The organism is Sphingomonas cynarae (assembly GCF_039537815.1).
GTDB classification, from domain to species: domain Bacteria; phylum Pseudomonadota; class Alphaproteobacteria; order Sphingomonadales; family Sphingomonadaceae; genus Sphingomonas; species Sphingomonas cynarae.
In genome coordinates, this window is record NZ_BAABBF010000006.1 from 21,543 (window position 1) to 33,277 (window position 11,735).

Annotated in this window: 12 protein-coding genes; 9 read left to right on the top strand and 3 right to left on the bottom strand. The window is 67.3% G+C overall.

The genetic code is table 11. From position 1 onward, the window contains the following. The first annotated feature begins 131 nt into the window (after nt 1–131). Complete coding sequence (locus tag ABD719_RS13105) at nt 132–608, top strand: Hsp20 family protein (RefSeq protein WP_344693840.1); 477 nt, start codon at nt 132–134, stop codon at nt 606–608. Between the two features lie 48 nt (nt 609–656). Here the strand turns inward: ABD719_RS13105 and pyrG are convergent, their stop codons facing one another. Together pyrG and secG are read right to left on the bottom strand one after the other, a co-directional pair. Continuing rightward, nucleotides 657–2,309, bottom strand: coding sequence for a CTP synthase (gene pyrG / locus ABD719_RS13110; RefSeq protein ID WP_344693841.1), 1,653 nt, complete (start codon nt 2,307–2,309; stop codon nt 657–659). A gap of 83 nt (nt 2,310–2,392) precedes the next feature. Beyond that, nucleotides 2,393–2,797 carry a preprotein translocase subunit SecG gene (secG, locus tag ABD719_RS13115; protein WP_344694022.1) on the bottom strand — a complete coding sequence of 135 codons (405 nt, stop codon included), beginning with the start codon at nt 2,795–2,797 and terminating at the stop codon, nt 2,393–2,395. Nucleotides 2,798–3,097: 300 nt separating this feature from the next. On the opposite strand from secG, the gene ABD719_RS13120 reads away from it, so the two are divergent. The 8 genes from ABD719_RS13120 (at nt 3,098) to eda (ending at nt 10,501) form a co-directional block, all read left to right on the top strand. Continuing rightward, entirely contained in the window at nt 3,098–3,442 is a 345-nt protein-coding gene (locus ABD719_RS13120) for a MarR family transcriptional regulator (RefSeq protein WP_344693842.1), read from the top strand. A gap of 52 nt (nt 3,443–3,494) precedes the next feature. Next, nucleotides 3,495–3,767 carry an SH3 domain-containing protein gene (locus tag ABD719_RS13125; protein ID WP_344693843.1) on the top strand — a complete coding sequence of 91 codons (273 nt, stop codon included), beginning with the start codon at nt 3,495–3,497 and terminating at the stop codon, nt 3,765–3,767. After that, nucleotides 3,764–4,693, top strand: coding sequence for an N-acetyl-gamma-glutamyl-phosphate reductase (gene argC, locus ABD719_RS13130; RefSeq protein WP_344693844.1), 930 nt, complete (start codon nt 3,764–3,766; stop codon nt 4,691–4,693). The genes ABD719_RS13125 and argC overlap by 4 nt, the downstream gene beginning before the upstream one ends. An 18-nt stretch (nt 4,694–4,711) precedes the next feature. Next, nucleotides 4,712–6,175, top strand: a complete 1,464-nt coding sequence (gene zwf / locus ABD719_RS13135) for a glucose-6-phosphate dehydrogenase (RefSeq protein ID WP_344693845.1) — start codon at nt 4,712–4,714, stop codon at nt 6,173–6,175. A 127-nt stretch (nt 6,176–6,302) separates the two neighbouring features. Next, the gene (gene pgl / locus ABD719_RS13140) at nt 6,303–7,007 is read left to right on the top strand and encodes a 6-phosphogluconolactonase (protein WP_192124765.1); all 705 of its coding nucleotides are present in this window, start codon (nt 6,303–6,305) and stop codon (nt 7,005–7,007) included. 3 nt (nt 7,008–7,010) lie between these two features. Beyond that, on the top strand, nt 7,011–8,822 hold the full coding sequence (edd, locus tag ABD719_RS13145; RefSeq protein ID WP_344694023.1) for a phosphogluconate dehydratase: 1,812 nt from the start codon (nt 7,011–7,013) through the stop codon (nt 8,820–8,822). 108 nt (nt 8,823–8,930) lie between these two features. Next, nucleotides 8,931–9,899 (top strand): glucokinase, encoded by a 969-nt coding sequence (glk, locus tag ABD719_RS13150; protein WP_344693848.1) that lies wholly within the window; start codon nt 8,931–8,933, stop codon nt 9,897–9,899. Next, complete coding sequence (eda, locus tag ABD719_RS13155; protein WP_192124761.1) at nt 9,896–10,501, top strand: bifunctional 4-hydroxy-2-oxoglutarate aldolase/2-dehydro-3-deoxy-phosphogluconate aldolase; 606 nt, start codon at nt 9,896–9,898, stop codon at nt 10,499–10,501. The genes glk and eda overlap by 4 nt, the downstream gene beginning before the upstream one ends. 3 nt (nt 10,502–10,504) lie before the next feature. Here the strand turns inward: eda and chrA are convergent, their stop codons facing one another. Further along, complete coding sequence (chrA, locus tag ABD719_RS13160; RefSeq protein WP_344693849.1) at nt 10,505–11,692, bottom strand: chromate efflux transporter; 1,188 nt, start codon at nt 11,690–11,692, stop codon at nt 10,505–10,507. Between the last annotated feature and the right edge of the window lie 43 nt (nt 11,693–11,735).

Below are 11,735 nucleotides of genomic sequence, written 5' to 3' on the forward strand. Positions count from 1 at the left end.
CGGGATCACCCTCTTGAAGCCGTATCGGCCATACCCAGATAGCCGGTCGCACGGGGCCGATAGCGGACCGTGCGACCGGCGCCGCACACTGGTGGGCGCCTTGTGACAACTCGCTCGACAGAGGATTTGACATGCGTATCGACCTGACCCCCTATCGCCGCTCGACCATCGGTTTCGACCGGTTGTTCGACCTGCTGGAAACCAATGCCCGCAGCAGCGGCCCGGAAAACTACCCCCCCTTCAATCTCGAACGTCTCGGCGACGACCGCTATCGCATCACGCTGGCGGTGGCCGGCTTCGGCCGCGACGAGATCGAGGTCACCGCGCAGCAGAACCTGCTGCTCGTCGTCGGCCGCAAGGATGACAAGCAGCCGGGCGCACAGTTCCTGCACGTCGGCATCGCCAACCGCTCGTTCGAGCGCCGCTTCGAGATCGCGGACTTCGTGTTCGTCGAGGATGCGCGGCTCAACGACGGCCTGCTGGTGATCGATCTGGTCCGCGAGGTGCCCGAGGCGATGAAGCCCAAGACCATCGCGATCAAGACCGGCGCGCCCCTCGCGGCGGTCGAGGCGCAGACGCCGGAGGTGGACGCCGCCAAGGCAGCATGACGGACAGGGGCGTCCCGATCGTCACGATTGGGACGCCCCTTCCCTTTATCAGACCAGCCGGCTCTGCTTCACCGCCGCGCCGATGAAGCTGGCGAACAGCGGGTGTGGGTCGAACGGCTTTGACTTCAGTTCCGGGTGGAACTGCACGCCGACGAACCACGGATGATCGGGGCGCTCGACGATTTCCGGCAGCATCCCGTCCGGCGACATGCCGCTGAACACCAGCCCGCCCCGCTCCAGCGCCTCGCGGTAATGCGTGTTCACCTCGTAGCGGTGACGATGCCGTTCGGAGATCGCGGTGCCGCCATAGATCGAGGCGACCACCGAATTGCCCGCCAGCGTCGCATCATAGGCACCGAGCCGCATCGTGCCACCCATGTCTCCCTGCTCCTCGCGCTGTTCCAGCCCGTCGCGACCCATCCATTCGGTGATGAGGCCGACGACGGGTTCGTCGGTCGGGCCGAACTCGGTCGACGATGCATTGGCGATCCCCGCCAGATCGCGGGCGCCTTCGATACAGGCCATCTGCATCCCGAAGCAGATGCCGAAATACGGCACCTGCCGCTCGCGGGCGAAACGGACGCTGGCGATCTTGCCCTCCGCGCCGCGTTCGCCGAACGCACCGGGGACGAGGATCGCGTGGCACGGCTCCAGATGCGCGGCGATCGCGGCATGATCGTCGCCCTCGAACAGTTCGGCGTCGATCCAGCGGACGTTCACCTTCACGCGGTTGGCGATACCGCCATGGACCAGCGCCTCGTTCAACGACTTGTACGCGTCCTGCAGCCCGACATATTTGCCGACCACGCCGACCGTCACCTCGCCCTCCGGGTTGAACAGACGGTCGACGATCTCCGACCAGCGCGACAGGTCCGGCGCGGCACCGGGTTCGATCCCGAAGGCGCGCAGCACCTCTTCGTCCAGCCCCTCGGCATGATATTGCAGCGGCACCGCATAGATGCTCTTGGCGTCCAGCGCCGGGATCACCGCACTGGCCGGCACGTTGCAGAACAGCGCGATCTTCGCGCGTTCCGATGGCGGCAGCGGCTGTTCGCAGCGGCATACCAGCACGTCGGGCGCGACGCCCAGCGCCGCGATCTCGCGCACCGAATGTTGGGTCGGCTTGGTCTTCAGTTCGCCCGCCGCCGCGATATAGGGCACCAGCGTGACATGGATCGAGATCGACTGGCCGCGCCCCAGTTCGTTCTTCAACTGCCGGATCGATTCGATGAACGGCAGCGACTCGATATCGCCGACCGTGCCGCCGATCTCGCACAGCACGAAATCGAGGTCCTTGCCGTTCTCGTCGATGGTGTCGGCGCGCGCGAACGCCTTGATCGCGTCGGTCACGTGCGGAATCACCTGCACGGTCGCACCCAGATAATCGCCGCGCCGCTCGCGCGTGATGACCTGATGATAGATCCGGCCCGACGTGACGTTGTCCGACTGGTGCGCCGCAACGCCCGTGAACCGCTCGTAATGACCCAGGTCGAGATCGGTTTCGGCCCCGTCGTCGGTCACATAGACCTCGCCGTGCTGATAGGGGCTCATCGTGCCCGGATCGACGTTCAGATAGGGATCGAACTTCCGGATCCGGACCTTGTAGCCACGCGCCTGCAACAGCGCCGCGAGGGAGGCCGCCATGAGGCCCTTGCCGAGCGACGAGACCACGCCCCCGGTGATGAATATGTACCGTGCCATGGGAGGAATCGCCTAGCGTGGATAGGGCACGCGCGACAAGCACCCGCGACCCGCGCAGGTGCCTTTAACGCGGCGAATGGAACTTAATTGGCGAGCGGGACCGACGAATTGTCGGCCGGGCTGCCCGGCCCGACCTGCACCGGCTTGCCGGCCCCGGTGGTGACGGTGCCGTCCGCCGGCGTGTTGGGGACGGCATTGTCCTGCGGCGCGGGCGCGGTCTGCGGCGCGGGCGTGCGCGCCAGCGACGTGTCGATCGACTCGACCTTGCGCGTCGCGGCATAGACCGCCAGCACGATCGAGAAGACGACGAAAATGCTCGCCAGCACCGACGTCGCCCGGCTGAGGAAGTTGGCGGCGCCGCGTGCGGACATCAGGCCGGAGGGGCTACCGCCCATGCCGAGCCCGCCACCCTCGGATCGCTGCATCAGGATCACCGTCACCAGGGCAGCGGCGACGATGGCGTGGACGACGAGCAGGAAGGCAAACATGGGCCGGGGGTGATCCAGAATTTCGGGGAGAACCAGCCGCGGCACATAGGCGAGTGGAAGGCGGCGATCAACCTCGCGGACGCTGCCGCGCATCGGGCATGCATCCGCCCCCCTGCCGCCCCGCCGCGAAGATACAGGTTAACGCCATCCCGAAAAGCCGGGACGGGGCGGGAAACCTGCTGCGGTCAAGGCGTTATGACTGCGAAACGACGCTCGATCCACCGGGCGTCGCACCGGACGAACCAAGGATCGGAAGCCAGCCCCGTGCCCGCACACGACCCCCATGCCCTGTCCAGCTGGATGAGCGCCCTCGTCGATTATGTCAGATCCGGGGAACCCGATCTGACCAACCGACAAATGGCGCTGCTGCTGCTCGTATATCTCAAGCCCGGCCCCCATACCGTCCGCGGTCTGGCGCGTGCGCTGAACGTATCAAAGCCTGTCGTAACGCGCGCCTTGAACAGGCTGGGTACGCTCGGCTATCTGCGTCGGCAACGCGACGACAGCGACAAGCGCAATATCTTCGTCGCGCGTACATCCGAAGGGGCAGATTTTCTTGAAGAGTTCGGGCAATTCATCGGCGACGGCGACGCCCCTGCCCCCGGCCCTCACTCCGGCAACCGCCTCAGCCACGCCGTCGCGTAAGGCGTTCGCGCTAACCGGAAGATCCATCGTCTTCGATCCGTCGACTCATGCGGTGCGATCCGATCTGGCCGATGTCCGGCTCGCCGACCGGGTCTTCGCGCCGCATTACGCCGCGCCGATGCCCCGGCGGATTGCCACCGCAGTCGATCTGCGCGTGGCTCGCGACCAGGGATCGGCGGTACTCGCGACCTTGGCGGCCGGCGACCTGTTCGAGGTGCTGGACCTGATCGGCGAAGCGGCGTGGGGCGTGGCTCCTGCGTTGACGCTGGTCGGATATATTCCCGCCGCCAGCCTGACCGCGGTCGATGCGGTGCTGCCGGCATGACCGTCTCCATCTTCGTCGACGGCGCCGCCGGCACCACCGGGTTGGAAATCCGCGATCGTATCGCCGGCCGTGACGGGATCGCCGTCATCGCGATCGACGAGGCGCGCCGCAAGGACGCCGCGGCGCGGAGTGAGGCGCTCAACGACGCCGACATCGTCATCCTCTGCCTGCCCGACGATGCCGCGCGGGAAGCGGTGGCCTTAATCCGCAATCCCGCCACCCGCGTCGTCGACGCGTCGAGCGCGCACCGGGTCGCCGACGGCTGGACCTATGGCTTGCCTGAACTGGAGCCGGATCAGGCGGCCCGGATCGCCGGAGCCCGGTTCGTCAGCAATCCGGGTTGCTGGCCCAGCGGCTTTCTGGCGCTGGTCCGCCCGTTGGTCCGGGCCGGGCTGGTGCCTGCCGACTGGCCGCTCGTCTATTCGGGTGCCTCCGGCTATTCGGGCGGCGGCAAGGCGATGATCGCCGAGTTCGAAGGCGGGAACGCCACCGGCTTCCGCGCATACGGCCTTGGCCTGTCGCACAAGCATCTGGCGGAAATGCGGATGCATGGCGGCCTCGCCCAGCCGCCGATCTTCCTGCCCGCGGTCGCCAATGTGTATCGCGGGATGCTGGGGGAAATCGGGCTGGCGCTTCACGCCTTGCCCGGCCAGCCCAGTCTGGCGGCCGTGGAGGATGTGCTGCGCGAGGCGTACCGGGATACCCCCGTCGTCCGCGTCGCCGCGACGGACGACATCGCCGCGGTACGGATCGAGGAAGATGCCGCCAGCGACCGCATGACGCTGCGTGTCTTTGGCAATCCGGACAACGGGCAGGCACGGCTGATCGCCACCTATGACAATCTCGGCAAGGGTGCGGCAGGTGCGGCGGTGCAGAACCTGAACATCATGGCGGGGCTTGATCCCGTCGCCGGCCTGACGCTTTAAATCGAAGAAGGAAGCCTGATGCAGCGTAAACCGGTAGGCAAGCTGCTCCTGTTCGGAGCGACCGGCGATCTCGCACAGCGGATGCTGCTGCCATCCCTCTATGGTCTTCATGCCGACGGCCTGTTGCCGGAGGGGCTGACGATCACCGGTTCGGCGCGCACCGACATGGACGATGCCGGTTACCGCGAGTTCGCCAAAAAGGCACTCGACGAGTTCCTGACAGAGGACCGCCGCGACGAAGGCGCACTGGCCAGCTTCCTGGACCGCCTGTTCTATCAGTCGGTCGACCTGTCCAACCCCGACACCTTCCCCGCGCTGGCCGAAAAGCTGGGCGATGTATCAGGTGGTCTGGCCATCTATCTGTCCACCGCGCCCTCGCTGTTCGAGGCGGCGATCACCGGGCTGGAACAGGTCGGGCTGGCGGGTGAGACGGTGCGGATCGGACTGGAAAAGCCGCTCGGCTACGACCTCGCCTCCAGTCAGGAGATCAACGACGCGGTCGCGGTCGCCTTTCCCGAGGACAGGACGTACCGGATCGACCATTATCTGGGCAAGGAAACGGTCCAGAACATCCTGGCGCTGCGTTTCGGCAATTCGTTCTTCGAACCCGTCTGGAACGCGCGCGGCATCGACAACGTCCAGATCACGATCGCCGAGACGGTCGGGCTGGAAGAACGCGCCGGCTATTACGAAACCGCAGGCGCAATGCGGGACATGGTGCAGAACCATATCCTGCAGTTGCTGGCGCTCGTCGCGATGGAGCCGCCCGCCAAGTTCGACGGCAACGACGTGCGCGACGAGAAGAGCAAGGTGTTCCGTTCCCTGCGCATCATGAAGCCCGAGGAAGTGCCCCAGAACGTCGTGACCGGCCAATATGGCGACGGCGCGGTGAAGGGCGAGTTCGTCAAAAGCTATGCCGACGAACTGGGCAAGCCGTCATCGACCGAAACGTTCGTCGCGATCAAGGCGCATATCGACAACTGGCGGTGGCAGGGCGTGCCCTTCTACCTGCGCACCGGCAAACGCATGGCGACGCGCCGGTCGGAGATCGCGATCCAGTTCAAGGCGGTGCCGCATTCGATGTTCGCGGGGCGCGGCGGGCTGCTCCAGCCCAACATGCTCATCATCCGGTTGCAGCCGGAGGAATATGTCCAGCTGCTGGTGATGGCGAAGGAACCCGGCCTCGACCGCGACGGCGTGCGCCTGCGCGAGGTGCCGCTCAACCTGTCGATGGACGCCGAATTCGCCGGCAGCCGCCGCCGGATCGCCTATGAGCGCCTGCTGCTCGACCTGATCGAGGGCGACCAGACGCTGTTCGTCCGCCGCGACGAGGTGGAGGCCCAGTGGCGCTTCATCGATGCCATCCGCGCCGGCTGGGTCGCGAACGACCAGAAGCCGAAACATTATCCGTCCGGCTCATGGGGGCCGTCTGCGGCGATCGGCCTGACCGAACGCGGCGGCGTGACCTGGCAGGACGACTGATCGTCGCGCACCCCGCTCGTCGGGCGGGAGCGCGCTTCATACATATCCATCACGACTACCCATGGGCGCCCGCCCGGTCTATCCACGGGTGCGTCGCCCGTTTCTTTCAGCGACACGAAGGCACGACATGACCGAGATCGAATGGTGGGAATATGACGACGCCGGCGAACTGGCCGATGCGATCGCCGGCGACATTCAGTTCGTCATCGAAAGCGCACTGGACGCCCGCGGCTCCGCGGTGATCGCGCTGGCGGGGGGCAAGACGCCCTTCCCCGCCTATGAGAAGCTGGCCAAGGCGAAGCTCGACTGGAAGAAGGTGACGATCATCCCGACGGACGAACGGATCGTGCCGCTCGGCGATCCGCTGTCGAACGTCACCGCGCTTGCCAAGATCTTCCTGCCCAAGGGTGCGCGGGTCATGCCGATCGTGCCGGAGGCGACGGCCGATCACAAGGCCGCCGGCCGCTCCGCCGATGCGTTGATGCAGGACCTTCACTGGCCACTCGACTTCTGCCTGTTGGGCGTGGGCGGCGACGGGCACACCGCCTCGATCTTCCCCGGTCCCGATTTCGACGAGGCGATGAACGGCCCCAAGGAACGCCGCGCACTGGGCGTGATGCCCGATCCGCTGCCGCCCGAAGCGCCGGTCGCGCGCGTCACGCTGTCGCGTGCCGCCATCGCCTCCACCCGCGCGCTGATGATCGCCGTCACCGGCGACGCCAAGCGCAAGGTGCTGGAACAGGCGATTGCGGAGGGGCCGTCGTCCCCCTACCCGATCGGCCGCGTCCTGGCCGACGTCGAACTGCCCATCGATATCCACTGGAGCGCCTGAATGATGAAGGATGCCGTCGCCGCCGTCACCGACCGGATCATCGCCCGGTCGCGTGACAGCCGGCGCGCCTATCTCGACCTGATCGAGCGGGAGCGGGACAACGGCATCCGCCGGCCGCAGCTCGGCTGTGCCAACCTCGCCCATGCCTATGCCGGCACGGACGAGGACCGAGATGCGATGAAGGCCGATCGCGGCATGAACATCGGCATCGTCACCGCCTATAACGACATGCTGTCGGCGCACGCGGTCTATTATCGGTATCCCGAACTGATGAAGATCTGGGCGCGCGAGGCCGGTGCCACCGCGCAGGTGGCGGGCGGCGTGCCCGCGATGTGCGACGGCGTGACGCAGGGTTATCCCGGCATGGAACTGTCGCTGTTCAGCCGCGACACGATCGCGCTGTCGACCGCGGTCGGCCTGTCCCACGGCACGTTCGAGGGTGCGGCCCTGCTGGGCATCTGCGACAAGATCGTGCCGGGCCTGCTGATGGGCGCGCTGCGCTTCGGCCATCTGCCGACCATCCTGATCCCCGGCGGCCCGATGCCGACCGGCCTGCCCAACAAGGCGAAGGCGGCGGTTCGCGAACGTTATGCGGTGGGCGATGCCAGCCGCGACGAATTGCTAGATGCGGAGATTCAGGCCTATCACGGCAAGGGGACCTGCACCTTCTACGGCACCGCCAACACCAACCAAATGATGATGGAGGTGATGGGCCTGCACATTCCCGGTGCCGCCTTCGTCAATCCCGGCACGAAATTGCGGCAGGAACTGACCCGCGCCGCCGTCCACCGGCTGGCGGCGATCGGCGTGCGCGGCGACGATTACCGGCCGCTGGGCTGGTGCGTCGACGAACGCGCGATCGTCAATGCGGCGGTCGGGCTGCTGGCGACCGGTGGTTCGACCAACCACCTGCTCCACGTGCCCGCCATCGCCCGTGCGGCGGGCATCGTGATCGACTGGGAGGATTTCGATCGCCTCTCGACGACGGTGCCGCTGATCGCGCGCGTCTATCCCAACGGATCGGCGGACGTGAACGGGTTCGAGGCGGCGGGCGGCATGCCCTATGTCATCCGCGAACTGCTCGGCGAAGGGCTGCTCCACGACGACATCATGACCGTCGCATCAGGCGGCATGGCTGCCTATGCCGGCAAACCGGTGATCGATGATGATACTCTTCACTGGGTCGATCCCGGCGTCAGTGGCGACGACACGATCCTGCGCCCGGCGGCGGCACCCTTTTCCCCCGATGGCGGCATGCGCATCCTGGCGGGCAATATCGGCCGCGCGTGCATCAAGGTATCCGCCGTCGAGCGCGAGCGCTGGGTGGTCGAGGCGCCGGCCCGTGTGTTTCACGACCAGCTCGACGTGCTGGAGGCGTTCAAGGCCGGCGAGCTGGAACAGGACGTCGTCGTCGTCGTCCGCTTCCAGGGGCCGCGCGCCAACGGCATGCCGGAACTCCACAAGCTGACGCCGCCGCTCGGCGTTCTCCAGAATCGCGGCTTCCGCGTCGCACTGGTGACGGACGGCCGGATGTCGGGTGCCAGCGGCAAGGTGCCGTGCGCGATCCATTGCTCGCCGGAGGCGCTGCTGGGCGGTGCGATCGGTCGCATCCGCGACGGCGATCTGATCCGCGTCGATGCGGTGGCGGGCACCGTCGATGCGCTGGTCGATGCCGATGAATGGGCCGCGCGCGAACAGGCCGTAGCCCCGCCCGCCGCCACCGGCATGGGTCGCGAACTGTTCGGCATGTTCCGGTCGCTGGCCGACGAAGCCGAAAAGGGTGCATCCGCCGTGCTGGCGGGCGCGGGCCTGTAATCCCCTTTCCCCATCGGGGGAGAGGGCCGGGGAGAGGAACGGTGCGGCGGTGGTGAGTGATGCTCCCACCTTCCCCGACCCTCTCCCTCAACGCGGAGATGGAATAGAATGCAGGTCGTCGCAGTCGATATCGGGGGCACCCATGCCCGCTTCGCCATCGCCGAGGTCGAGGGCGGCCATGTCGTCTCGCTGGGCGAGGTCTGCACGCAGAAGACCGCCGAGCATGCCTCGCTCCAGACCGCGTGGCAGGCATTCGAGGCGCAAGCTGACGGCCCCCTGCCCCGTGCCGCCGCGCTGTCGGTCGCCTCGCCGATCACCGGTGACGTGATCCGGCTGACCAACAACCCCTGGGTCATCCGCCCTTCGCTGATCCCGGAGCGGCTGAACGCTGAAACCTATACGATCATCAACGACTTCGGGGCGGTCGGCCATGCCGTGGCACAGTTGCCCGATGCGGATTTCGTCCATCTCTGCGGGCCTGACGTGCCCTTGCCGACCAAGGGCATCACCACCGTCTGCGGCCCCGGCACCGGGCTGGGCGTGGCGCAGGTGCTGAAGGCCGATGGCGGTTATCACGTCCTGTCGACCGAAGGCGGGCACATGGACTATGCGCCGCTCGACGGGATCGAGGACACGATCCTGCGCCGGCTGCGCAAGACCTTCACCCGCGTGTCCGCCGAGCGCGTCGTCGCCGGCCCCGGCATCGTCGCGATCTACGAGACGCTGGCCGAGATGGAGGGCCGCCCCGTCCCCAGCCGTGACGACAAGACGATCTGGCAGGAGGCGCTGGAGGGCACCGATTCGATCGCGCTCGCCGCGCTCGACCGCTTCTGCCTCGCGCTGGGCGCCGTCGCGGGCGATCTCGCGCTGGCGCACGGCGCGAAGGGCGTGGTGATCGCCGGCGGCCTCGGCCTGCGCATCAAGGACCGGTTGCTGCGCTCCGGCTTCGACCAGCGCTTCGTCGCCAAGGGCCGGTTCCAGTCGATGATGGCCGCCATGCCCGTCAAGCTCATCACCCATCCCCAGCCCGGCCTGTTCGGCGCGGCTGCCGCCTTTGCCCAGGAGCATTCCAGATGACCGATATCCTCACCATCATGCGCACCAGCGCCGTCATCCCCGTGCTGGTGATCGACGACGCCACCACCGCCCGCCCGCTGGCCGAGGCGCTGGTCGCCGGTGGCCTGCGCGTGCTGGAAGTGACGATGCGCACCCCCGCCGCCCTCGACGCGATCGCCGAGATGAAGAAGGTGGAGGGCGCGATCGTCGGCGCCGGCACGGTCGTGTCGCAGGGCCAGTTCGAACAGGTGATGGCGGCGGGCGCTGAATTCATCGTCTCCCCTGGCCTGTCGCAGGGTCTGGGCGAGACGATCGTGAAGTCCGGCGTCCCCTTCCTCCCCGGCGTCGCCACGGCGGGCGACATCATGCGCGGGCTGGACATGGGGCTGACCGCGTTCAAGTTCTTCCCTGCCGAAACCTCGGGCGGGATCAAGGCGCTGAAGGCGCTCGCCGCCCCCTTCTACCAGTGCCGCTTCTGCCCCACCGGCGGCATCACCGAAGCGAGCGCGCGCGACTGGCTGGCAGTGGAACCGGTCGAATGCGTCGGCGGCAGCTGGGTGACCGGCGGCACGCTGGCCGAGATCGAGGCGAAGGCACGGGCGGCGGCGGCCTTGCGGGGCTAGCCGTCACGCGACCAGCAACCATCCGACCATGCCCCCGCCGGCGATGATCGCGGGCGTTACCCACGCCCCCTTCAATCGCCAGGCGGCGACGGCGGCGAGGCCAAACAGCGCCAGTCCGACCGACAGCCGTTCGACCGCCCCCGCCGCCGTAATCCCCAACTGCACGAAGATCGCGGCGATGATCCCCACGACCGCTGCCGCGACGCCGGCCAGCAGGCGATGCAGAGCGGGGTTTTCCACCAAGGCCTCCAGCCGCTCGAACAGGATCAGGGAAAAGGCGAAGGCGGGCAGGAACATCCCTGCCGTGATAGCCACCGCACCTGCCGGCCCACCGGCCACATAGCCGACGAACGTTGCGAAGATGACCAGCGGTGCCGGCAGCACGCCCGCCAGTGCAATGCCGTCGAGGAACGTCGCGTCGCCGATCCATCCACGCCCGACCGTGTCGGCTCGCACATAAGGAATGGCGGTGTATGCCCCACCGAAGGTAAGCAATCCGCCCTTCAGCCCGGCAATGAACAAGGCCGGCACCGTGACCGCCGTCGCATCGACGACCGACGCGCCCGGCCATGTGATCGCGTCGACCGCGATGGCGATGGCGACCGCGCCGCCGACGATGAGCGCGATGATGCCCGTCCGTTCCGCCGCTACATAGACCAGACCAGCCGTCACCAGCGGGATCCAGAACGGCACACCGAGCAGGGTCGCAACAAGACTGGCCAAGGCTATCGCCGCCAATAATCCTCCCTCGATGACATGCCCCCCGATGCGCACCACCGCGCGCAGGATGATGGCGAGGACGGCGATCTGGATGCCCGTCAGCGCCCCGGCCAACCCGACATCACCGGTGATCCACGTCACGTACAGCCAGCCGGCGGCCATCATCGCCAGAAACCCCGGCAGCATGAAGCCCAGTCCTGCCAGAAAACCGCCAGCCCGGCCCCGCGCGATCATGCCCAGATGCACGCACAGCTCGTGCGCTTCCGGCCCCGGCAGTACCTGCAGCACCGCCAGCAACCGGTTGAACCTCTGCGATCCGATCCAGCGTTCGTCCTCGACCAGCGCCGCCCGCAACATCGCGATCTGGGCGACCGGCCCACCGAATGCCAGCGCGCCAAAGCGCAGGAACTTCAGGAAAAGCGCGATCAGGCCGATCTGCGGTGGGCGGACTTCGTCGGTCATATCGATCATGCATCGCTCCTAATCGCCGCAAGCGCGGCGGAATGGAGCGGAC

Coding starts and splice junctions, on each gene's coding strand:
- pgl (WP_192124765.1), top strand. CDS start 6,303: ATGACCGAGATCGAATGGTGGGAATATGACGACGCCGGCGAACTGGCC.
- eda (WP_192124761.1), top strand. CDS start 9,896: ATGACCGATATCCTCACCATCATGCGCACCAGCGCCGTCATCCCCGTG.
- argC (WP_344693844.1), top strand. CDS start 3,764: ATGACCGTCTCCATCTTCGTCGACGGCGCCGCCGGCACCACCGGGTTG.
- zwf (WP_344693845.1), top strand. CDS start 4,712: ATGCAGCGTAAACCGGTAGGCAAGCTGCTCCTGTTCGGAGCGACCGGC.
- ABD719_RS13105 (WP_344693840.1), top strand. CDS start 132: ATGCGTATCGACCTGACCCCCTATCGCCGCTCGACCATCGGTTTCGAC.
- secG (WP_344694022.1), bottom strand. CDS start 2,797: ATGTTTGCCTTCCTGCTCGTCGTCCACGCCATCGTCGCCGCTGCCCTG.
- ABD719_RS13120 (WP_344693842.1), top strand. CDS start 3,098: ATGAGCGCCCTCGTCGATTATGTCAGATCCGGGGAACCCGATCTGACC.
- pyrG (WP_344693841.1), bottom strand. CDS start 2,309: ATGGCACGGTACATATTCATCACCGGGGGCGTGGTCTCGTCGCTCGGC.
- chrA (WP_344693849.1), bottom strand. CDS start 11,692: ATGATCGATATGACCGACGAAGTCCGCCCACCGCAGATCGGCCTGATC.
- edd (WP_344694023.1), top strand. CDS start 7,011: ATGAAGGATGCCGTCGCCGCCGTCACCGACCGGATCATCGCCCGGTCG.
- glk (WP_344693848.1), top strand. CDS start 8,931: ATGCAGGTCGTCGCAGTCGATATCGGGGGCACCCATGCCCGCTTCGCC.